General features: G+C 63.7%; 18 protein-coding genes. 9 read left to right on the top strand and 9 right to left on the bottom strand.

Annotated elements, in window-relative coordinates:
- Positions 1 to 39: 39 nt before the first annotated feature.
- The 4 genes from AC56LV_RS05745 to AC56LV_RS05730 all read right to left on the bottom strand — a co-directional run bounded on the left by AC56LV_RS05745 (position 40) and on the right by AC56LV_RS05730 (position 4,622).
- Positions 40 to 1,398, bottom strand: coding sequence for an amino acid permease (locus AC56LV_RS05745; protein ID WP_499556784.1), 1,359 nt, complete (start codon positions 1,396 to 1,398; stop codon positions 40 to 42).
- A gap of 316 nt (positions 1,399 to 1,714) precedes the next feature.
- Positions 1,715 to 2,416, bottom strand: a complete 702-nt coding sequence (locus AC56LV_RS05740) for an MBL fold metallo-hydrolase (RefSeq protein ID WP_499556433.1) — start codon at positions 2,414 to 2,416, stop codon at positions 1,715 to 1,717.
- Between the two features lie 42 nt (positions 2,417 to 2,458).
- A complete protein-coding gene (locus tag AC56LV_RS05735; protein ID WP_499556432.1) occupies positions 2,459 to 3,277 on the bottom strand; it encodes a TlpA family protein disulfide reductase in 819 nt (272 codons plus the stop codon).
- A gap of 19 nt (positions 3,278 to 3,296) precedes the next feature.
- Positions 3,297 to 4,622, bottom strand: a complete 1,326-nt coding sequence (locus AC56LV_RS05730; protein ID WP_499556431.1) for a hemolysin family protein — start codon at positions 4,620 to 4,622, stop codon at positions 3,297 to 3,299.
- A 265-nt stretch (positions 4,623 to 4,887) separates the two neighbouring features.
- Here AC56LV_RS05730 and AC56LV_RS05725 point away from each other — a divergent pair, with 265 nt between their 5' ends.
- Positions 4,888 to 5,124 carry a hypothetical protein gene (locus tag AC56LV_RS05725; RefSeq protein ID WP_499556430.1) on the top strand — a complete coding sequence of 79 codons (237 nt, stop codon included), beginning with the start codon at positions 4,888 to 4,890 and terminating at the stop codon, positions 5,122 to 5,124.
- A 16-nt stretch (positions 5,125 to 5,140) separates the two neighbouring features.
- Here the strand turns inward: AC56LV_RS05725 and hmgA are convergent, their stop codons facing one another.
- Positions 5,141 to 6,436, bottom strand: a complete 1,296-nt coding sequence (hmgA, locus tag AC56LV_RS05720; RefSeq protein ID WP_499556429.1) for a homogentisate 1,2-dioxygenase — start codon at positions 6,434 to 6,436, stop codon at positions 5,141 to 5,143.
- Between the two features lie 171 nt (positions 6,437 to 6,607).
- Here hmgA and AC56LV_RS05715 point away from each other — a divergent pair, with 171 nt between their 5' ends.
- The 5 genes from AC56LV_RS05715 to AC56LV_RS05695 all read left to right on the top strand — a co-directional run bounded on the left by AC56LV_RS05715 (position 6,608) and on the right by AC56LV_RS05695 (position 10,907).
- The gene (locus AC56LV_RS05715; protein ID WP_499556428.1) at positions 6,608 to 7,513 is read left to right on the top strand and encodes a LysR family transcriptional regulator; all 906 of its coding nucleotides are present in this window, start codon (positions 6,608 to 6,610) and stop codon (positions 7,511 to 7,513) included.
- A gap of 33 nt (positions 7,514 to 7,546) precedes the next feature.
- Complete coding sequence (gene hppD, locus AC56LV_RS05710) at positions 7,547 to 8,656, top strand: 4-hydroxyphenylpyruvate dioxygenase (protein WP_499502380.1); 1,110 nt, start codon at positions 7,547 to 7,549, stop codon at positions 8,654 to 8,656.
- Positions 8,657 to 8,722: 66 nt separating this feature from the next.
- Positions 8,723 to 9,079, top strand: coding sequence for a CidA/LrgA family protein (locus tag AC56LV_RS05705; protein ID WP_499556427.1), 357 nt, complete (start codon positions 8,723 to 8,725; stop codon positions 9,077 to 9,079).
- Positions 9,072 to 9,809, top strand: coding sequence for an LrgB family protein (locus AC56LV_RS05700; protein WP_499556426.1), 738 nt, complete (start codon positions 9,072 to 9,074; stop codon positions 9,807 to 9,809). Before AC56LV_RS05705 ends, AC56LV_RS05700 begins: the two co-directional genes overlap by 8 nt.
- A 69-nt stretch (positions 9,810 to 9,878) precedes the next feature.
- The gene (locus tag AC56LV_RS05695; RefSeq protein ID WP_499556425.1) at positions 9,879 to 10,907 is read left to right on the top strand and encodes a patatin-like phospholipase family protein; all 1,029 of its coding nucleotides are present in this window, start codon (positions 9,879 to 9,881) and stop codon (positions 10,905 to 10,907) included.
- A 73-nt stretch (positions 10,908 to 10,980) separates the two neighbouring features.
- Here AC56LV_RS05695 and AC56LV_RS05690 read toward each other — a convergent pair whose 3' ends face one another.
- A complete protein-coding gene (locus AC56LV_RS05690) occupies positions 10,981 to 11,583 on the bottom strand; it encodes a hemerythrin domain-containing protein (protein ID WP_499556424.1) in 603 nt (200 codons plus the stop codon).
- A 328-nt stretch (positions 11,584 to 11,911) separates the two neighbouring features.
- Here AC56LV_RS05690 and AC56LV_RS05685 point away from each other — a divergent pair, with 328 nt between their 5' ends.
- Complete coding sequence (locus AC56LV_RS05685; RefSeq protein WP_499556423.1) at positions 11,912 to 12,916, top strand: manganese catalase family protein; 1,005 nt, start codon at positions 11,912 to 11,914, stop codon at positions 12,914 to 12,916.
- 90 nt (positions 12,917 to 13,006) lie between these two features.
- Positions 13,007 to 13,915, top strand: coding sequence for a ZIP family metal transporter (locus AC56LV_RS05680; protein ID WP_499556422.1), 909 nt, complete (start codon positions 13,007 to 13,009; stop codon positions 13,913 to 13,915).
- 50 nt (positions 13,916 to 13,965) lie between these two features.
- On the opposite strand, the gene AC56LV_RS05675 is transcribed toward AC56LV_RS05680, so the two are convergent.
- The 3 genes from AC56LV_RS05675 to AC56LV_RS05665 form a co-directional block, all read right to left on the bottom strand.
- A complete protein-coding gene (locus AC56LV_RS05675; protein WP_499556421.1) occupies positions 13,966 to 16,860 on the bottom strand; it encodes a putative bifunctional diguanylate cyclase/phosphodiesterase in 2,895 nt (964 codons plus the stop codon).
- 11 nt (positions 16,861 to 16,871) lie between these two features.
- Positions 16,872 to 17,711, bottom strand: a complete 840-nt coding sequence (locus tag AC56LV_RS05670) for a phosphate/phosphite/phosphonate ABC transporter substrate-binding protein (protein ID WP_499556420.1) — start codon at positions 17,709 to 17,711, stop codon at positions 16,872 to 16,874.
- Between the two features lie 342 nt (positions 17,712 to 18,053).
- On the bottom strand, positions 18,054 to 19,394 hold the full coding sequence (locus tag AC56LV_RS05665; protein WP_499556419.1) for an MFS transporter: 1,341 nt from the start codon (positions 19,392 to 19,394) through the stop codon (positions 18,054 to 18,056).
- 162 nt (positions 19,395 to 19,556) lie between these two features.
- Here AC56LV_RS05665 and cyoA point away from each other — a divergent pair, with 162 nt between their 5' ends.
- Positions 19,557 to 20,564 (top strand): ubiquinol oxidase subunit II, encoded by a 1,008-nt coding sequence (gene cyoA / locus AC56LV_RS05660; protein ID WP_183552478.1) that lies wholly within the window; start codon positions 19,557 to 19,559, stop codon positions 20,562 to 20,564.
- The last annotated feature ends 2 nt before the right edge of the window (positions 20,565 to 20,566 follow it).

Here is a 20,566-nt window from a genome sequence, read left to right as displayed (position 1 = left end):
GGGCGTTGCTGCGCCGTCGATAGCACAACGAACCCCAGCTTATTCCGTCAGAGCGGCGCGCCGCTCGCGCAGCCAGAACCCCAGGCCCAGCAGCGCCAGCCAGATCGGGATCAGGATGACCGAGATGCGCAGCCCCGGCGTGATCGCCATGATCACGAGCAGGATGGCGACGAACGCCAGGCAGATATAGTTCGACAGCGGGAACCACGGGCTGCGGAACAGCGTCACCGCGCCTGCTTTGTCCTTGCTGCGCCGGAAGCGCAGGTGGCTCCACGAAATCATCGCCCAGTTGATGACGAGCGCGGCGACGGCCAGGCTCATCACCATGCCGAGCGCTTCTTCCGGCAGAAAGTAATTGATCAGAATGGCCGAGCCGGTGGCGATGGCCGACACGGCCAGCGCATTGAGCGGCACGCCCCGTGCATTGGTCCGCATCAGCGCGCGCGGCGCATTGCCTTGCGCGGCCAGGCCGAACAGCATGCGGCTGTTGGCATACACGCAGCCGTTGTAGACCGACAGCGCGGCCGTCAGCACGACCAGGTTCAGGACGTTGGCGACCCAGCCGTTGTCGAGCGCCGCAAAGATCAGCACGAACGGGCTGCCGCCGGTGACGACTTTCTGCCACGGGAACAGCATCAGCAGCACAGCCAGCGCGCCGATGTAGAAGATCAGGATGCGGTACAGCGCGTTATTGGTCGCGCGCGGAATCGTGCGCGACGGATCGTCCGCTTCGGCGGCGGTGATACCGATCAGTTCCAGCCCGCCGAACGAAAACATGATCACCGCCATGGCCATGGCCAGACCGCCCACGCCATTGGGGAAGAAGCCACCATGGCGCCACAGGTTGGACACGCCCGCTTCGGGGCCGGCGCCGCCGCCGATCAACAGGTACAGGCCAAACACGATCATGCCGACCACGGCCGCTACCTTGATGACGGCAAACCAGAATTCCAGCTCGCCGAACGCTTTTACGTTCAACAGGCTGAGCAGGTTGACGAGCACGAAGAAGCCGAGCGCCGAGACCCACGTCGGCAGTTCCGGGAACCAGTACTGCATATAGATACCGAGCGCCGTCAATTCGGCGAGGCTGACGAGGATGTACATGACCCAGTAATTCCAGCCCGACACGAAGCCGGCCCGGCGCCCGCAATACTTGTCTGCGAAGTGGCTGAACGAGCCGGCCACCGGTTCGTCAACGATCATCTCACCCAACTGGCGCATGATCAGGAAGGCGACCGCGCCGGCGATCGCATAGCCGAGCAGCACCGAGGGGCCAGCCATCTGGATGGTCGAGGCAATCCCGAGGAACAGGCCGGTGCCGATGGCGCCGCCCAGGGCGATCAGCTGGATGTGGCGGTTCTTGAGCCCGCGCTTGAGTTGGTGGTGCCCGTCGTCCATCATCGGCTTCTTGATCTTGCTATAAAGACAGGGATTCTACTGCATCGGCGGGGCGCGGCAAACTCGCGCCACGGTTTTGCTTGTCACGCTATGCTGATGACGATGGCAATTCGCCGACACTCACTGGAGACAAGCATGCGCAAGATGATCATGATGGCCCTGGCGGGCCTGCTGTGGAAACAGTTTCAGACCAAGGTCATGAAACGTCCGGTCGCACCGAAGAAGACCTGGCGTTACTGATAGTGTCATAACCGTCACTCGACGGGTAGCAGTTTGATCGCGCGGCCTCGGCCGCGCTTTTTTTCGCCCGTGACAACTACACGCTGTGCGCCAGTCCCAGATTGCGATTGGCCGGCACCGCAACATCCATCAGACCCGGGCGTGGCAGGTCGAGCGCCGCCATCAGCGCGATGAAGTCAGCGCGCTCGCGCCCGGCCAGGCGGGCATTGTGTGCGCGCTCCCAGCCGATCGTGGAGACCGACTGGCCCTTGTAGTCGTGACCGGGCCAGACCCGCGTGGCGGCGTCGAGCGTGAACAATTTGCCCGTCACGCTGTCGTACAGATCGCCCGCGCTGCCGCCCTGGAAGTCGGTGCGGCCGCATCCGCCGATCAGCAGCGTGTCGCCGCTGAACAGGTTGCCGCGCCACAGGTAGCACATGCTGCCGGCCGTGTGGCCCGGCGTTTGGATCACCGCAAGTTCTTCGCCGTCGGCAAACGCGATCCGGTCGCCGTCCTGCAGCTGGATTTCTGCCGGCGCGATGCCGCAGCCGCCCGGCGCGCACGCCTTCGCGCCCGTGTGCGCGCGCAGGCGCCCGGCCGACGTGACGTGATCGGCGTGCGCGTGCGTCTCGAACACGTGCGTCAGGCGCAGGCCAAGCCGCTCGAGGTGCGCCAGATCGCGTTCGAAGTGGCGGTCGACCGGGTCGATGATGGCTGCGTCAACGGCGCCAGGTGCGGCCAGGATGTAGGTAAAGGTGGACGACTCGGCGTCGAACAGCTGGATGGGATTGAGTTGCATGATGGATTCCTCGGTAGGGCCATGTTGTACCACAAACGTGGTTCAGGGCCGGATCGCGGCCAGCTTGTCGGCCAGTGTGGCTGGCGAGAGTTCACCCACATGGCGCGTGCGCAGGTGGCCCGCCGCATCGTAGAACAGCGTTGTCGGCATGCCGGCCGCGCCAAGGCGCGCGGCGATCTGGCTGCCCGGGTCCAGCACGATCGTGCTCGACTGCGCTTGCACTGGCAGGCGCTCGCGCGCGAAGTACGCTGCCACGGTGGCGGCGGATTCACCCTGGTTGACCAGCACGAACGCGATCTCCGGATGCTTCGCCTGCGCCGCCATCAGGGCCGGCATCTCGCGCCGGCAGGGCGGACACCAGGTGGCCCACAGGTTCAACACCACCGGGCGGCTGGCGAAACTGCGCAGCGCGACTTCACGGCCGTCGAGCTGGCGCAACATCACGTCGGGCAGCGGCGTGCGCGCAGGCGTCAGTGCCTGGTTCAGCAGCGTGCCGCCGAACCAGACCGCGCAGCCGGCCAGCATGCAGGCCAGCACGGGCCGCCGCAGTGCCGCCTGGCGGCGCGTCAGCTCGGCCCCGACCACACAGGCTGCGATCAGGCCGGCGACCGATGCGAAGCCGCCGTCGCGGATATCGAATACGCTGGGCGGCGCGGCCAGATAGATCGCATGGTGCTTCAGCACGAACACGAGACGCGCCGAGACGAAGCCGGCCACGATCATGTACCACAGCGCGCCGCCCGGGTCGATGCCGCGCCGGCGCCTGAACCATTCGGCGACGAGCGTGGCCGCCAGCACCGCCGCCAGCGACAGGGCGACGGCGATCGGGAGGTACAACGGGCCCAGCCGGATGGCGTCCATTGGCTCTAGCGCGCCCGCATCATTCTTCGGCCGGCGCCGGGTCGGGCAGTGCGAGTTGCTCGATCAGGAGCTTGTCGATCCGGTTGCCGTCCATGTCGACGACCTCGATGCGGTAGCCATTCCAGTCGAACGACTCAGACGGTTTCGGGATATATCCGAACTGGTAAAGCACGAAGCCGGCCAGTGTGTGGTACGCGCCCAGTTCTTCGTCCGGGAAGCGCTCGGTGGTGTTGAAGACGTCGCGGAAACGGTCCAGATCCACACCGCCATCGAGCAGCCAGCTGCCATCCTGGCGCTGGACGGCGTCGGGATCGGTTTCTTCGCCATTGACGGTGACGTCGCCGACCAGTGCGCTCATGACGTCCGACAGCGTGACCATGCCCTGGATGTCGCCGTATTCGTCGACGATCAGCGCCAGCTCGGCCCGGTTTTTCTTGAACAGCTCGAGCAGTACCATTGCGCCGACGGTCTCGGGCACGAACAGCACGTCCTGCACCGCGTGCTCGATATTGACCGCTTCGAGCGAGCCGTGGCGTACCGACTGGGCGAGCAGGTCGCGCACCTTCACGAAGCCCAGGATCTGGGCGCGGTCGCCACGGTAGACCGGGAAGCGGCTGTAGGTGTGGCAGGCGATCAGTTCGAGCGTGTCGCGGCGTTCGGCGTCCAGGTCGATCATGATGAGGTCGACGCGCGGCGTCATCAAAGCTTTCAGGTGCCGGTCGTCCAGGCGCAGCGCGCGCGAGACGATGTCGTATTCGGTCTTTTCGAACAGGCCGGCGTCCGTGCCTTCCTTGAACATGCCGGTGATGTCTTCTTCCGTCGGCGCTTCTTCTTTTGCGTCGTGGATGCCAAACAGGCGCACGATCGCTTCGGTCGTCAGCGACAGCACCTTGACGAACGGCGACATGATCAGCGACAGGGCCGACAGCGGCGGAGCGATCAGGGTCGCCATCGTCTCGGGATGGCGCATCGCGATGCGTTTCGGGACCAGTTCGCCCAGCACGATCGACACGAAGGTAATGGCCAGCACGACGATGAACAGCGCGATTTCGTAGGCGTACGGCGCCAGGAACCCCACCATTTCGATCTGCGGCTTCAGGCGCGAGACCAGTGATGCTTCGCCGAAGGCACCGGTAAAGATGCCGATCAGCGTGATGCCGACCTGGACGGTCGACAGGAAGTGACTCGGGTTGTCTGCCAGCGCGATGGCGCTGCGCGCGCCGCGGCTGCCTTCCTGCGCGCGCCGTTCGAGGCGCATGCGTTTTGCGGAAACAAGCGCCAGTTCGCTCATCGCGAACACCCCGTTCAGCAGGATCAGAACGAGGATGATCAATATATCTGACATGACAAGCAGAAGGCCTATGGCCGGGCATTCCGGGCCGTGGCCGGGTCCGCCACAATGGCGTACGGCAGAATCATGGCATAAATGACAAAAACGTGGGGGACAGCATGGACGATGACGGGGCACCCGTATGATCGACCGCGCCATCGCTCCCGACTGGGACATTTTGTCCGGGTATGAACAGCGCGGTTAAGGAGTATCCTCACAGACTGCCCTGGCGCGCTCTGGCCGCCACCGGCTTCACTCACAGCTTGGAAATACCCAAAAAATGGAATGGTTCCCGATCGTCTTCTTCACGTTCAAAGCGCTCGTGCTTGGCACGGGCATGTTTTTCGCCATCAAATGGCACTATGACCAGGGCAAGAAAGAGAACGGCATGGACCGGCGCAGGCTGGTGATCGGCGTGGCCAAGGTCGTCCTCATCTTCGTGGTCCTGCTCGCGGTGCTCGGCTACCTGACGCTCCTGCTGGTCCGTAAGCTCGGCCTGGACTGGACCATCCCTTGACGGCCGTGGGCCCTGATCAAGGCGTCGTGCGAAAACGCTTGGTGATGCCGGCCCAGCACTCCTGATAATTCCCCTGCAATTGCGGTGACACCAGTGCCTGTTCGGTCGGCACCAGCACATTGCGCGTCTCGAACATGAACGCCATCGTGTCGCCCACCTTGTGGGGCTGGCGCGTGTCTGCGCTGCTGGCCTTGTCGAAAGTCGCGGCATCGGGTCCGTGCCCGCTCATGCAGTTGTGCACGCTGGAGCCGCCCGGCACGAAGCCGTCCGCCTTGGCGTCGTAGGCGCCGTGAATCAGGCCCATGAATTCGCTGGCCACGTTGCGGTGGAACCAGGGCGGCCGGAACGTGTCTTCAGCCACCAGCCAGCGCGGCGGGAAGATCACGAAGTCGAGCGTATCGACGCCCGGCGTGTCCGATGGCGCCTGCAGCACGAGGAAGATCGACGGGTCCGGATGATCGTAGCTGATCGAGCCGATGGCATTGAAGTGGCGCAGGTCGTATTTATAGGGCGCGTAGTTGCCGTGCCACGCCACCACGTCCAGCGGCGAGTGGCCGATCGGCGCGCGCCAGAGCCGCCCACCGAACTTGGTGACCAATTCGAAATCGCCTTCGATATCTTCGTACTGCGCCACCGGCGTCAGAAAGTCGCGCGGGTTGGCCAGGCCGTTCGAGCCGATCGGCCCCATGTCGGGCAGTTGCAGCAGTGCGCCGAAGTTCTCGCACAGGTAGCCGCGTGCTTCGCCATCGGGCAGCGTCACCTGGAAGCGCACGCCGCGGGGGATTACGGCGATTTCCTGCGGCTCGACGTCCAGCACGCCCAGTTCGGTGGCGATGCGCAAGCGCCCCAGTTGCGGCACGATCAACAGTTCGGCGTCCGCATTGTAGAAGTAGCGACCGGTCATCGACTGGTTGGCCGCGTACAGGTGCACGGCGCAGCCCGTCATCGCCTCGGCCGAGCCATTGCCCGCCATGGTCACCCAGCCATCGATGAAGTCAGTCGGGGTCGTCGGCATCGGCAACGGACTCCAGCGCAACTGGTTTGGCGGCGCGGCATTATCGAAGCGGCTGACCAGGCGCGGCGCGTCCAGCGGCACGAAGCTGCCATGCACGGCCGCCGGGCGGATCCGGTACAGCCACGAGCGCCGGTTATGGCTGCGCGGCGCGGTGAATGCGGTGCCGGACAACTGCTCCGCATACAGGCCATACGCCACTTGCTGCGGCGAATTGCGATGCTGCGGCAGGGCGCCGGGCAAGGCTTCGGTGGCAAATTCATTGCCTAAGCCGGACAGGTAACCTGACGGGTGGGCCATGCGGTGTCTCCTGGAACTGATCATGTGGTGCGATTGGTCGATGGCGCCACTCTAGAATAATCCGTGCAGTTTTACGAGATGAATAGAAAAATGTAGACTATTGATTCCATGAATACTGCTGGCCTCCACCACCACCGCGCATGGACAATGCGCCGGCAACCTGGAAAACCCATGATCGAACCGCGCACCATCGACCTGAACCTGCTGTCCGTGTTCCAGGAAGTCTACCGGGAACGCCAGATTTCCAGTGCCGCCCGCCGCCTTGGCCTGAGCCAGTCGGCGGTGAGCAATGCACTGGCACGATTGCGGCGCGCCTTTGGCGACGAGCTGTTCGTGCGCACGGCCAGCGGGATGCAGCCGACGCCGCTGGCGACGCAGATGGCCGAACCGATCGGGGCGGCGATGGCGCAGGTGGCGCTGGCGCTGAACCAGCGCAGCCGGTTCGAGCCAAGCACGAGCAGCCGCCGCTTCGTGCTGGCGATGACCGATGTGGGCGAGGTGTACTTCATGCCGACGCTGATCGAGCGCTGCCGGCAGGTGGCGCCGCACGTGGAACTCAGTTCGGTACGCGTGGGCGCGACGACGCTAAAGGAAGAAATGGAAGGCGGGCGGGTCGACCTGGCGGTGGGTCCGTTCGAGGATGTGTCCGATGCGCTGTACCAGCGGCACCTGTTTCGCCAGCCGTTCGTGACGATGTTCCGCAAGGGCCATCCACTAGGCAAGGGCGCGCTGACGCTGGCGCGCTTCGCTGCCGCCGAGCATTTGCTGGTGGACGCGGCCGACAGCCCGTACGACCGGGTCAACGCGGTGCTGGCCCGGGCCGGGATTGCGCCAGCGACGCGCTTTCGGGTGCCGCACTTTACGGCGGTGCCGTACATCGTCAGCTCGAGCGACCTGGTGGTGACGGTGCCGCAAAAACTGGCCGAACGGGCCGGCCTGCCGTTCGCACTCGAATGGGCGACGCCGCCGCTGGATCTGCCGCCGCTGCAAACGAATATTTTTTGGCACCGCCGCTTCAACCAGGATCCGGGCAATGTGTGGTTGCGCGGTTTGCTGGCCGACGTGTTCGCGGAATGACCGTCAACGTAGGACGAATAAAAGGAAGAGACAATGGCAGACCTGTTTGACAATCCCATGGGCCTGATGGGCTTCGAGTTCGTCGAGTTCGCTTCGCCAACCCCGGGTGTGCTCGAACCCGTGTTCGAGGCGCTGGGCTTCACCAAGGTGGCCGTGCACCGCTCGAAGGACGTCGCGCTGTATCGCCAGGGCGGCATCAACTTCATCATCAACAACGAGCCGAAAAGCTACGCCGCCTACTTCGCGGCCGAGCACGGCCCATCGGCCTGCGGCATGGCGTTTCGCGTGCGCGATGCGCACAAGGCCTACGCTCGCGCGCTGGAACTGGGCGCGCAGGCGGTCGAGATCCCGACCGGGCCGATGGAGCTGCGCCTGCCGGCGATCCGCGGCATCGGCGGTGCGCCGCTGTACCTGATCGACCGCTTCGACGAAGGCGACACGATCGGCAAATCGATCTATGACATCGACTTCAAGTTCATCGACGGCGCGCCGCGCAACCCCGAGGGCCACGGCCTGAAGATCATCGATCACCTGACGCACAATGTGTACCGCGGCCGCATGTCGTACTGGGCCGGCTTCTACGAGAAGCTGTTCAACTTCCGCGAAATCCGCTACTTCGACATCAAGGGCGAGTACACGGGCCTGACCTCGAAGGCGATGACGGCGCCGGATGGCATGATCCGCATCCCGCTGAACGAAGAAGGCAAGGCGGGTGGTGGCCAGATCGAGGAATTCCTGATGCAGTTCAACGGCGAAGGCATCCAGCACATCGCGCTCTTGAGCGACGACCTGATTGCCACGGTCGACAGCCTGCGCGCGGCCGGCGTGCCGTTGATGACGGCGCCGCCCGAGACGTATTACGAAATGCTCGACGAGCGCATCCCGGGCCACGGCGAAGACGCCGAGCAGCTCAAGGTGCGCGGCCTGCTGCTCGATGGCACGGTCACGGACGGCAAGGCGCGCCTGCTGGTGCAGATCTTCGGCGTGGCGCAGTTGGGCCCCGTGTTCTTCGAATTCATCCAGCGCAAGGGCGACGACGGCTTCGGCGAAGGCAACTTCAAGGCGCTGTTCGAATCGATCGAGCGCGACCAGGTCAAGCGCGGCGCTCTCGGCGCCGCCAGCGAGGCAACCACCGCCGCTTGATCGGTAATTTGCTATCCTGCGTGTTTGCGGCGGCCCCTGGCCGCCGTCTTGCGTAAAGGAGAAAGCATGCTGGCGGCGTTTGCGGTCCTGTTGTTGTTCCAATGCCTGGGGGAGGGCATCGTGTTCGTGCTGCGCCTGCCGCTGCCCGGCCCCGTCGCCGGCATGCTGCTGCTCGTGGCTGCGCTGATCGTCTTTCCCAAATTGCAGGTGCTGGTCGAACAGGCGGCCAACGCGCTGCTGGCCCATTTGTCGCTGCTGTTCGTGCCGGCCGGCGTGGGCATCGTGGTAGCTGCCGCCAGCGGCAGTGGCCACTGGCTGGCGATTGTCGCGTCGGTTGTCGTCAGCACGCTGCTGGCGCTGGCCGTCACGGGCCTGCTGCTGCGCGGCATGAAAGGCAGCCCGGCGAAAGATCGCGATGCCTGATTTCGCCGGCTTGCACCAGTTCTGGGTCTATCTGGCGGCCTCACCCTTGCTCGGCTTGGCCATGACGCTGTGCGCCTATCTGGTGGCGCAACGGATCGGCGCCTGGTGCAAGGGTGCGCCGATCGCCAATCCGGTCGCCATCGCGATTGCCATCGTGGTGGGCATCCTGAGCCTGTCCGGCATGTCGTACGAGCGGTATTTTGCCGGCGCGCAGTTCGTCCACTTCCTGCTCGGCCCGGCAACGGTGGCGCTGGCCGTGCCGCTCGTGCGCCAGCTGCCGCGCCTGCGCCAGCACTGGCTGCCCCTGACGGTGGCGCTGCTCGCTGGCTCGGTGACGGCCATCGTGTCGGTAGTCGTGGTGGCGCGGTTGCTGGGCGCGACCCCTGCGCTGATCGCGACGCTCGCGCCCAAGTCGGTCACGTCGCCGATCGCAATGGCCGTGGCCGAGCGGCTGGGCGGCCTGCCTTCCCTGACTGCCGCGCTGGTGATTGGCACAGGCATCTTTGGCGCGATGTTCTCGACCTGGCTGTTTCATGGGCTGCGCGTGCGGTCGGACGCGGCGCGCGGGTTCGCCATGGGCCTGGCCGCGCACGGGATCGGCACAGCGCGTGCGTTCCAGCTCAGTCCCGAAATGGGCGCGTTCGCCGGGCTGGCGATGGGACTGAATGGCGCGCTGACCGCGCTGCTTGCTCCCTGGCTGGTGCCGCTCGTGACGCGCTGGATGGCGTAACGCCTGCGCTGCGCCGCACAATCGGTTCACGGATTACGCTGACGCTTTGATGATTTTTCGGAGTAGAACGTGACCGACCATAGAACAATCAGTCTTGCCATCCAGGGCGGTGGCAGCTACGGCGCCTACGGGTGGGGTGTGCTCGACCGCCTGCTGCAGGAGCCGGGGTTACAGATCGACGCGCTCAGTGGTTCGAGTGCCGGTGCGATCAATGCCGTCGTGGTCGCAGACGGCTACGCACGCGGCGGCGGCCGCGAAGGTGCGCGTCGGGCGCTCGACAAGTTCTGGCGCGCGATCGGCACCGCCGCAGCGATGAGCCCGTTGCAGCGCACACCGCTTGACCGCATGGCGCCGCACTTCACGATGGCGTTTTCGCCGGTGTACCACTTGCTGGAAATGGCCGGGGCCATGGCCGGTCCGACGCTGGAAGGCCCGCTGACGCTCAATCCGCTGCGCCACTTTCTCGCAGCCACCATCGACTTCGAACGGGTACGCGCCTGCGAGGAGCTGCAGCTGTTCATTGCCGCGACCAATGTGCGCACCGGCACGGGCAAGCTGTTCCGGCGCGATGAGATGGATGTCCAGCGCCTGTTGGCCTCGGCCTGCCTGCCGACCGTGTTCGCTGCGGTCGAGGTCGATGGCGAGATGTACTGGGATGGCAGTTATGTCGCCAATCCACCGCTGGCGCCGCTGATGGCGCATGGCGACGGAACGGATGTCGTGATCATCCAGAACAATCCCATCGCGCGCCCCGACATGCCACGCACGGTGGCCGACATTGCCAATCGCGCCAACGAGATTGCGTTCAATATCAGTTTCGTTCGTGAAGTCAGTGCACTGCAGTTTTTGGGAAGCGCCACGGACGAGATGCGCGGTGCGGGGGCGACGCCTGCCGCCAAGTTCCTGCACCTGATCAGTGGCAACGAGCATCTGGCGGCGCATGGCATTTCCGCCAAATTCAGCGCCGAGATGCCGTTCCTGCAGCATTTGCACGATCTTGGGGTGGCCTCGGCCGATACCTGGCTGAAGGAGAACGGCGCGCATCTCGGCGTGAAATCGACGCTTGACCCGATGCCCGTCTTTTATCCCGACCTGTAGCACGCAAAAAAAGCACCGTCGCCGTTGCCGGGGCCGGTGCTCGAGAGCGGTATTGGGCTACATCGATGACGCGTTATGCGTCTGCCGACTTGTCCTTCCAGGTCTTTTTCGGCGTCAGTGCAAAGGCGGCAATCAGGGCGCCAACCACACCGACGGCCAGCGCCGCGCTGCTACCCGAGAAGCCGACCAGATGTTCCTTGGCCAGTTTGCCAGCCTTTGGTCCGACGAGCTGCAGACGCCGACGCGTCATCGCGGCCCCCAGTTCCGACAGGCGCGCCTTGCCCAGGATGTTCTCGGCATCGGGCAGCAGGCGGGTTTCTTCATCGGCCACGTGATGGATCACGTCGCGCATCAATTCCATGACCAGATCGTCGTGGCGCGGATCGGCGCCGCTGGTGCGGCGCAGCTGGGCGATCAGGCGGCGCATCTCGTCATGCTCCGGTTCAGCCTCGTGGATGAATGGCTGTTTCGCATCTTCGCGCCGCATCACGGGATAGAAAATCTCTTCTTCCAGCGTTGCATGGATTTCCAGTGCATCGCAGATGGTGTCGGCCAACGCCTTCTTGACGGTCGGGCTCTTGTCGCTGGAGTATTGATGGAAGGTCACCATGACGTGCGAGTGATCGAAGCGGATCATGTCGGTGATAGTTGGGCTCAGTTGTTTCAGGTTAAACATGGTGGTACCCCCGTTCGTGGTTGTTTGATCAACATCGTGAGGGAGTCCTTGTCAAATGGCTGTAGGCCTGTACGCCGAGGTCGTGTCAGTGCCGTTCCACATCGGCCAGAACCACGAGACAATTTTTCCAGCCCTCTATTCAAGTTGAATTGAAATAACTACTTGTCACACTAGTCCTACACGAACTCGGGATTACCCCTGACGGGCTACCAACAGTTGTCATGCGATCATGTGTTCACTGGCCTGCCGTTCCCGGCGCTGGCCCGTCCTGGATGGTCACGCACCACGCGTGCCGAAAGGATGAACAACCTTATCGAGGACACTATCCATGTTTGCTCATAATAAGCGTTTGCAGTACACCGTCCGCGTCAGCGGCCCCAATCCCGGCTTGGCGAACCTGATGCTCGAACAGTTCGGCGGCCCGCAGGGCGAGCTCGCCGCCGCCATGCGCTACTTTACCCAGGCCGTTGCCGAGGACGATCCAGGCCGCAAGGACCTGCTGTTCGATATCGCCACTGAAGAACTCAGCCACCTCGAGGTCATCGGCAACATCGTCGCGATGCTCAACAAGGGGGCCAAAGGCCGTCTGGCCGAGGGCGTCGATATGGAAGCCGATGCCTACCGCCGCATCACCGGTGCCGGCAATGACAGCCACATCACACAAGTGCTGTATGGCGCGGGCGTGCCTCTGACCAATTCGGCCGGTGTGCCATGGACGGCAGCCTATATCGACTCGATCTCCGAACCGACCGCCGATTTGCGCTCGAACATTGCCGCTGAAGCGCGTGCCAAGATCGTCTATGAGCGCCTGATTGCGCTGACTGATGACCCGGGCGTCAAGGAAGCCCTGGGCTTCCTGATGACGCGCGAAGTAGCGCACATGAAGTCGTTCGAGAAAGCCCTGTATTCGATGGAGCCGAACTTCCCACCCGGCAAAATGCCTGTGGTGCCGGCGTTTGCCAGCGTCTACTACAATATGTCGCAAGGCGAGGGCGAGGTGCGCGGCGCATGGAACCAGGGCGCCGATTGGGACTTCATCAGCGACCGCGACAAGCAGATGGCCGTCGATGGCGGTGCGGGCGATGCCGAAGTGGCGTTGCCGACCGAGGATATCGACGTGCTGGAAATGATGGCGGCGCGCACGCTGTCGGACCCGATGGCCATGCCCCGCACCGGTTCCGAACTGGGCATGATGCAATCCGCATCCGGTGGTACGATAGGTGGCAGTAGCGGGAACGCAATGGGCGAGCCGACGGTGGCTTCGCGCGGCGGTCCGCTCGACGACACCGGTATTGCCAAGAAAAAGAAGGCCAGCGTGAAGAAAACGCCGTAAGCAAAACGACGTAAGCAAAACGCACTGCATCTGCCCACGCCGCCTGCCACATGATCTGTGGCAGGCGGTATTCAGTTATCAGGAAGCCGCATGGATAGTCAAGTCGAAAAAGCCCCACCACACCGCGGCATGCCGAGCTGGCTCACCCCACGTCGCGTCATTATTGCTGGTATCTGCACCGTAGTCCTGTTCGTCCTGATCGGCAGCATGATCGAGCAGTTCATGAATGCCAACCCGAAAATGCTGGCCGCCTTGCTGGGCGGCAGTGCGGCGGCAGCAGCCACCGCACTTGGCACCTTGCCAGTCTTGTTTGCGCAGAATTTTTCTCGTCGTACCTACGATTCATTCCTCGGTTTCGGCGCCGGTGTCATGCTGGGCGCCACCGCGTTTTCGCTCGTCATTCCGGCACTGAACGCAGCCTCGTCGGCCGGGGCGGGCAGCTGGGAAGCCAGCCTGATGGTGGGCGCGGGTATTCTGGCCGGCGCTGGCGCGATTCTCCTGATGAGCCGCGCGGTCCATACCGACGGCATCCTTTCTACCGATCCCGACCAAGTCTCACTGCGGCGCGCATGGCTGTTCGTGTGGGCCGTCGCGCTGCATAACCTGCCAGAAGGCCTGGCCATTGGCGTCGCCTTCGCTGGCATCGATCTGGAAAAAGCCACGTCACTGGCCACCGGTGTATCGATCCAGGACGTGCCTGAAGGCCTCGTCGTGGCGCTGGCGCTGCATTCTGTCGGCTACAGCCGCCTCGCCGCCGTCGGCATGGGCATCGTGTCGGGGCTGATCGAGCCGATCGCCGCCGTGTTCGGCGTCGCGCTCATCGGCATCGCGGCCGGTCTGCTGCCTTATGCACTGGCTGCCGCGGCCGGCGCCATGCTGCTCGTCATCGTCAACGACGTGATTCCCGAATCGCGCCAGTCGGGCAACGGCACCCAGGCCAGCATTGCGCTGGTCATCGGGTTCATCGTGATGACGGTGCTCGATACGGCGCTGGCCTGATCGGCCAGACAAAACCGGCCCGCACCCCTGCGGGCCGCTTTCGACGCCTCTTACATCACCAGCGCAGCGTCGCGCTGCGTTTCTATCGGCACGGCGCTTTCCACCTGTGCAAAACAGCGAGCCGGCACCAGCGGCCGATCGACATAATAGCCCTGGATTTCGTCGCAGCCAAAGTGCTTCAGTTCGCACAGCTGCTCGAGATTTTCCACGCCTTCCGCCACCACCTTCAGATTCAGGCTGTGCGCCAGGTTGATGACGGCGCGTGTGATCGCCGCGTCATCGCTGTCATGCGGCAGGTCGCGCACGAAGGTGCGGTCGATCTTGAGCGCGTCGAGCGGGAAGCGCTTCAGGTACGCCAGGCTCGAATAGCCGGTACCGAAATCGTCGATGGACAGGCGCATGCCCAGCGCCTTGATGCGCCCCAGGATCGCGACCGCGGCGTCCGGGTTCACCATCAGCATCGATTCGGTGAGCTCGAACTCGAGCAGTGCCGGCGCAATGCCGCCGGCAGTCACGATCCGCTCGATCGTTGCGGCCAGGTCGTCCTGCTCGAGCTGGCGTGCCGACAGGTTGATCGCGACCGGCACGATGGGGAAGCCGTCTGCGCGCCAGACGCCAAGCTGGCGGCAGACTTCCGCCACGACCCATTCACCGACTGCGATGATGAGCCCCGTGTCTTCGAGCACTGAAATGAATTCAAGCGGCGGTACGAGGCCGCGCTGCGGATGGTTCCAGCGCAGCAGCGCCTCGAAGCCGCTGGTCTTGCCCGTGACCAGATCGAGCTTGGGCTGGTAGTGCAGCAAAAACTCACTCTGCTCCAGCGCCTGGTGAAGCTCGGCTTCGAGCTTGATGCGCTGGGTGGTTGCATCGTGCATGGCGGCGCTGAAGAACTGGAAATTGCCACGGCCATTGTGTTTGGCCGCATACATGGCCGTATCGGCGCTCTTGAGCAGCGCCTCTGCACTGGCGCCGTCTTCCGGATAGCGTGCGATGCCGATACTGGCCGAGACGAACAACTGCTGGCCCTGCAGCAGGAACGGCGCCGCCAGCGCATCGATGATGCTGGTGCACAGGGCGGCGACGTCGCCGTCCTCCACGACGTCGGGCAGGATCAGGGCGAATTCGTCGCCGCCAAGCCGCGCGACCAGATCGCCCGGCCGGGCGCAGGCCTGAAGACGCTTGGTGGCCTGCACCAGCAGCTGGTCACCGACGCCATGCCCCAGCATGTCGTTGACTTTCTTGAAGTGATCGAGGTCGATGAACATGACGCCGGTGCGGCGTGCCTGCGCGGCAGCCGCGCCGATGGCCAGGTCGAGCGACTCGGACAGGTAGCGCCGGTTCGGCAGGTCGGTCAAGGCGTCATATTGCGCCAGATAGGTCAGGCGCTGCTGCGCCGTATGGCGCTCGATCGTGGTGGCCAGGATGTGCGCGATGCTGCGCAGGAAGTTGCGGTCGTCCGGGCCGAACTGGCGGGCGTCGTCGGTGAATACTGCCAGCACGCCAAACGGGCTTTCCGTACAAATCACGCAGGCATCGACGCTGCTGCGCACCTGGTAGGCAGCGCCGACTGTCGCAAACAGCGGCCGTAGCAGGTCGGCCGGCTCTTGCTGCGGCATCGGACCCAGCGGGCAGTCAAGGGCGAACCCGGTGGCGGCGGCAAGGGCGCCGCTGCCCGCGCGGATCACCAGTGAGCGCCCGATCGGCGCCGGTTCCAGAGAAAACAGCGCCGCGCTCGGGGCATCCAGGCCACCCGCAGCAGCCTGGATGGCTTCCCGGAACACGTGGTGCAGGTCGTTCGCCGTCAGGGCCACGCGGCCCAGCTCGGCAATCAGGTTTTCGCGGCGCGCCGTGGCCAGGATCGTGCGCTCGAAGGCCTTGCGCTCGGTGATGTCAATATCAATACAGATATAGCGCACCGTGCCGCCCGCATCGAACATCGGCACGATCGTGCGGTGCCATTGCAGCGTGCGGTCGCGCCCGGCGATCATGACGTCGCTTTTCCAGACAGCGGGCCCGGGTGCCCAGGCCGGCGCCGACCCCGGAATGGTCAGGTGCGCCAGGGGCTGGCCAACGACCTCGTCGCGGGACAGGCCGCTGTTGGCGATGAACTGGTCGTTGACCACGGCGATGCGGCCGTCGACATCGATCTCGGACACGATTGCCGCCTGGTCCATCGCGCTCTTGTGCTGGACGAGCGAATTCATCAGCAGCTCGATGCGCTCGCCGTACTGCACGCGCAGGCTGGCGGCGCCGCGGTTGACGGCCAGGATCGCTTCCTGGATCTCGAGCGGCGCGTCGTCGTGCAGTGGCGCCTCGGCGGTGACCAGGCCTGCGGCGACATCGTGCTCGAACGCGCGCAGGCCGCCGAGACGTTCCAGCCAGCGGCGCAGCAGCACGCGCATCATCAGCAGGCTGGCCGAGGCCAGCACCAGGGCCACCGCCGCCGTTTCGATGATGAGCTGCCACAGCTGGGCTGCCAGTCTGGTTACATCGAACGACAGGCGCATCACGCCGTAATCCTTGCCACCGACCGCGATGACCCGGTTGACATCGTAGAACCGCTCGACGATCAGCGCCGTGAACCAGTCGGGCGGCGCTGCGTGCTGGGTGTCCGGCGCCTCAAGGCTGATGGCGCCGCCACCGACCTCGAGGAACTGGGCGCGTTTAAAGGGCGATTTGACGATCATCTTGCCGAGCGTGCGCTTGACGGTGTCGTAGTCGCCGATGACCACGCTCTCTTCGATTGGCTGGATCACCGCCTCGACCAGCATCAGCGCATTGTCCTGCGTCTCTTCGATATGCTGCAGGTACTGGTAGCGGTAGAACATGCCGAGGCCAGCCACCAGCAGGAGCAGCATCGTGGCCGCGAACACGCCGAATACGCGGCCCATCAGGGAGCGCGGCAGGAAGACGCGCTTGAGCAGGCGCAGTGGAGCAACTGTCATGGCGAAAAGTGTCACCGCAGGCTGGCCGGCGCGTCGGCGTAGAATGCACGATAGCTGGCGTAGTCGGCCTGGCTGGCCGCGACGAACGACAGCGGCACCGGGGCGTGGATCAGTGCGCCAGATTCGGCGAGCACGCGTTTGCCTTCCGGATCATTGTGCATCGTCAGGAAAGCATTGGCGACGGCGCGCACCTGGTTGGCCGGCACCCGTGGCGAGGCCATCAGCGCGAGATCATTGAAGGGCGCCGAACTCCACAGCACGCGAAACGCGTTGCCTTCGCGGCCGCTCCAATTCGCCACCAGCTGCGAATTTGCACCAACGGCCTTGACCATCCCGGCAAACAGCTGCGTGAATGCGGCGTCATGATTGCCTGCGAACACGACGTTCACAGGAATGTCCGCGCGCAGCAATTGCGCATAGTTGACCTTGTAAGCAACCAGCGCTTCCGGGCCGGGAAAGCTGACCGCAGCGCCGGCAAGTTCGCGGATATCCTTGATTGGCGAGTCGGCCGGCACGACGATCTGCCCATGCACGGGCGGCGAGTTACGCCTGCCGAACACGGTCCAGCGCATCTTGTCGCGCTCTGGGCTGAACAGGTGATTGGTAAAAGCAAAATCCACCTCACGGGCCAGGACGAAACTGGTCGTGTCTGCCGACGTACGGCCCAGCTTGAGCTTCATGCAGACCTTGCTTCGGGCCGACACATAGCTGATGATCGGATTCCAGAAGCTGGCCGAGACCTGAACATTGAACTGGTTAACCGGTGAAAAGTTGTAGCAGGCCGGCGGGGCGGCGATGGCCGATTGCGTGACGAGAAGGGCGCCAGCCAGCAGTGACAAATGCAGATTCATGGTTGTGCGATCGTGAGAACAGGATGAAATTCGGCCACGTCCCGTGTGCCAGGCTGGGCTCCGTGATGTCGTGCCATGCGGCAGACAAGCCGGGCGCGCGGTAGCGATCGGGGCAAGTGCCTGCGTCGCCATCCGTCGATGGATGCGCGAGCCAGTCACTGTAGCGCGGGCTGGTGGGGCACACGCGTGTCGGCTGTAACGATCATACCATCAGCAAAGATTGCTGGCTGGAATGCAATGTTGTATTTTGTAATGCAAACGGTTCACGGCCTGTGCACGCAGCCGAAAACAACAACGGCCCCGAAGGGCCGTTGTTGTTACTGCCAAAAAGAGCAGGGCAGATCAGTCACGAATTTCCAGCTTGCGGTTCAGGCTCAGCGCAGCCAGCGTGGCCACGGCTGCCGACAGCAGGTACAGGCTGACGTAGCCCAGGCCGAAGTTGGCCGACAGACCCAGGGCAACCAGCGGGGCGAACGCCGCGCCGACCAGCCATGCCAGATCCGACGTCAGTGCCGCACCGGTGTAGCGGAATTGCTTCTGGAAGTTCGACGTCGTGGCGCCCGCTGCCTGGCCATACGACAGGCCCAGCAGGGTAAAGCCGACCAGGATGAAGGTATTCTGGCCAGCGGTGCCGCCATCGATCAGCGATGGCACGAAGACCGAGAACAGCGCGATCAGTGCAGCCAGCGTACCGAGCGTCGTGCGGCGGCCGACCTTGTCGGCGATATAGCCCGACGCCAGGATGCCCAGCGCGGCCAGGGCGGCGCCACCCATCTGGACCAGCAGGAACGACTCGACCGGACGCGTGTCATACAGCTGGATCCACGACAGGGGGAACACGGTCACCAGGTGGAACAGCGCGTAGCTGGCCAGCGCGGTCATGGCGCCGATGACGATGTTGGTGCCCTGATTACGCATCAGTTCGCCAACCGGGGCAGGCGTCATGTGCTTGCTGTCCAGCAGGCGTGCGTATTCGGTGGTCGAGACCAGGCGCAGGCGGGCGAACAGGCCAACGACGTTGATGGCGAAGGCGACGAAGAACGGGAAGCGCCAGCCCCAGGTCAGGAAGTCTTCCTGCGACAGGTTGCCGATCAGGTAAGCGAAGACGCCGGCGGCGATGACGAAGCCGAGCGGTGCGCTCAGCTGACCCAGCATCGCGTACCAGCCGCGCTTGCCTTCAGGCGCGGACAGCGCCAGCAGCGACGGCAGGCCATCCCACGAACCGCCCTGGGCGATACCCTGGCCGATGCGCAGCAGCGCCAGCATCACGATGGCGGCGCCGCCGATTTCGCTGTAGCTCGGGAGCAGGGCGATGACGACGGTGCAGGTACCCATCATGAACAGGGCGATCAGCAGTTTCATGTCGAGGCTCCAGCGTTTCTGGATCCACATGAAGAGCAGGGTGCCGAACGGACGCGCGATGAACGCGAACGCGAAAATGACAAAGGCGTACAGTGTGCCTTCGAGGCGATCGGCAAACGGGAAGAAGATCGACGGGAACACCAGCACCGAAGCGATGGCATACACGAAGAATTCGAAGTACTCCGCCGAACGGCCGACAATGACGCCGACGGCGATATCGCCGGGGGAAATGTGTTCGTCGCGGGCGTTGATGTTACGTGCGCCGCTGTTCGGGCTCGTGATTGGAGCGGCGTCGTCGCTGCCGTGGGTCGTGCTTTGCATGGTTAATTCTCCAAAAGTCGTGTCGCGGTCGCCACTATTGTGGGTAACACTATTGTTAAAATTGCATTATGGCAAAGGGTGGGACAAACTGTCCAATGTTCTTTGACGACCGTTGGCAGTACAGTAGCATGCTCTCCCTCCATGTAACGTTAGATACCTAGCATGATTCCACAAATTGTCCGCCGCGGACTGCCATTACTTCTTCTTGCAGCGCTTGCTGGCTGCAATACCGTCGTAATGAATCCCACCGGCGATATAGCAAAGCAGCAGGCCGATCTGATCGTCATATCGGTTCTATTAATGTTGATCATCATCATTCCGGTGATGCTGTTGGTCGTCTGGTTCGCCTGGCGCTACCGCAAGGGCGCCAACGCGGCCTACGAACCTGACTGGGACCATTCGACCAAGCTCGAACTGATCATCTGGGGCGCACCGCTCCTGATCATCATCGTGCTGGGCCTGATTACCTGGGTCAGTACCCACAAGCTCGACCCGTATCGTCCGCTCGACCGCATCGACGCCAACCGGCCGCTCGCTGCGTCCGTCAAGCCACTCGAAGTGCAAGTGGTGGCGCTGGACTGGAAATGGCTGTTCATTTATCCAGAGCAGGGCATTGCATCGGTCAATCACCTGGTGACCCCGATCGACGTGCCGGTGCGCTTCAAGATCACGTCGTCGACCGTGATGAACACGTTCTACATCCCGACCCTGGCTGGCATGATCTACGCGATGCCGGGCATGGAAACGGAACTGAACGCGGTGCTGAACAAGACCGGCGATTATCGCGGCCTGTCGGCCAACTTCAGCGGCGACGGTTTCTCGCACATGAAGTTTGCCTACAAGGGCGTGACGCAGGCCGATTTCGACACCTGGGTCAAGGAAATGAAGACCGGTACCGAAGTGCTCGACCGCGCTGACTACATGGTGCTCGAAAAGCCGACCGCCAAGGAGCCGGTGCGCCATTACGCACAGGTCGAGCCTGCGCTGTTCAACCGCATCCTGAACCGCTGCGTTGCTGAAGGCACCATGTGCATGAATCAGCAAATGCACGAGGATCACAAGCGCAACGAAATGGCCGCGGCCATCCGCCAGCTGCCGAAGGATGGCAAATCCATGCTGGCCGAGGCGCTGGAAATGTGCGTCGCCCCTTTTAACACTGTGAAGAAGTAACC

The organism is Telluria sp. RB2R28, from assembly GCF_059685835.1.
The sequence above is the reverse complement of the archived record's forward strand: the minus strand, read 5'-3'. Positions and strand labels throughout refer to the sequence as shown.

Bases quoted from the DNA above. Each gene is read 5' to 3' on its own strand.
- AC56LV_RS05745 (WP_499556784.1), bottom strand. From the start codon at position 1,398: ATGGACGACGGGCACCACCAACTCAAGCGCGGGCTCAAGAACCGCCAC.
- AC56LV_RS05740 (WP_499556433.1), bottom strand. From the start codon at position 2,416: ATGCAACTCAATCCCATCCAGCTGTTCGACGCCGAGTCGTCCACCTTT.
- AC56LV_RS05735 (WP_499556432.1), bottom strand. From the start codon at position 3,277: ATGGACGCCATCCGGCTGGGCCCGTTGTACCTCCCGATCGCCGTCGCC.
- AC56LV_RS05730 (WP_499556431.1), bottom strand. From the start codon at position 4,622: ATGTCAGATATATTGATCATCCTCGTTCTGATCCTGCTGAACGGGGTG.
- AC56LV_RS05725 (WP_499556430.1), top strand. From the start codon at position 4,888: ATGGAATGGTTCCCGATCGTCTTCTTCACGTTCAAAGCGCTCGTGCTT.
- hmgA (WP_499556429.1), bottom strand. From the start codon at position 6,436: ATGGCCCACCCGTCAGGTTACCTGTCCGGCTTAGGCAATGAATTTGCC.
- AC56LV_RS05715 (WP_499556428.1), top strand. From the start codon at position 6,608: ATGATCGAACCGCGCACCATCGACCTGAACCTGCTGTCCGTGTTCCAG.
- hppD (WP_499502380.1), top strand. From the start codon at position 7,547: ATGGCAGACCTGTTTGACAATCCCATGGGCCTGATGGGCTTCGAGTTC.
- AC56LV_RS05705 (WP_499556427.1), top strand. From the start codon at position 8,723: ATGCTGGCGGCGTTTGCGGTCCTGTTGTTGTTCCAATGCCTGGGGGAG.
- AC56LV_RS05700 (WP_499556426.1), top strand. From the start codon at position 9,072: ATGCCTGATTTCGCCGGCTTGCACCAGTTCTGGGTCTATCTGGCGGCC.
- AC56LV_RS05690 (WP_499556424.1), bottom strand. From the start codon at position 11,583: ATGTTTAACCTGAAACAACTGAGCCCAACTATCACCGACATGATCCGC.
- AC56LV_RS05685 (WP_499556423.1), top strand. From the start codon at position 11,912: ATGTTTGCTCATAATAAGCGTTTGCAGTACACCGTCCGCGTCAGCGGC.
- AC56LV_RS05680 (WP_499556422.1), top strand. From the start codon at position 13,007: ATGGATAGTCAAGTCGAAAAAGCCCCACCACACCGCGGCATGCCGAGC.
- AC56LV_RS05675 (WP_499556421.1), bottom strand. From the start codon at position 16,860: ATGACAGTTGCTCCACTGCGCCTGCTCAAGCGCGTCTTCCTGCCGCGC.
- AC56LV_RS05670 (WP_499556420.1), bottom strand. From the start codon at position 17,711: ATGAATCTGCATTTGTCACTGCTGGCTGGCGCCCTTCTCGTCACGCAA.
- AC56LV_RS05665 (WP_499556419.1), bottom strand. From the start codon at position 19,394: ATGCAAAGCACGACCCACGGCAGCGACGACGCCGCTCCAATCACGAGC.
- cyoA (WP_183552478.1), top strand. From the start codon at position 19,557: ATGATTCCACAAATTGTCCGCCGCGGACTGCCATTACTTCTTCTTGCA.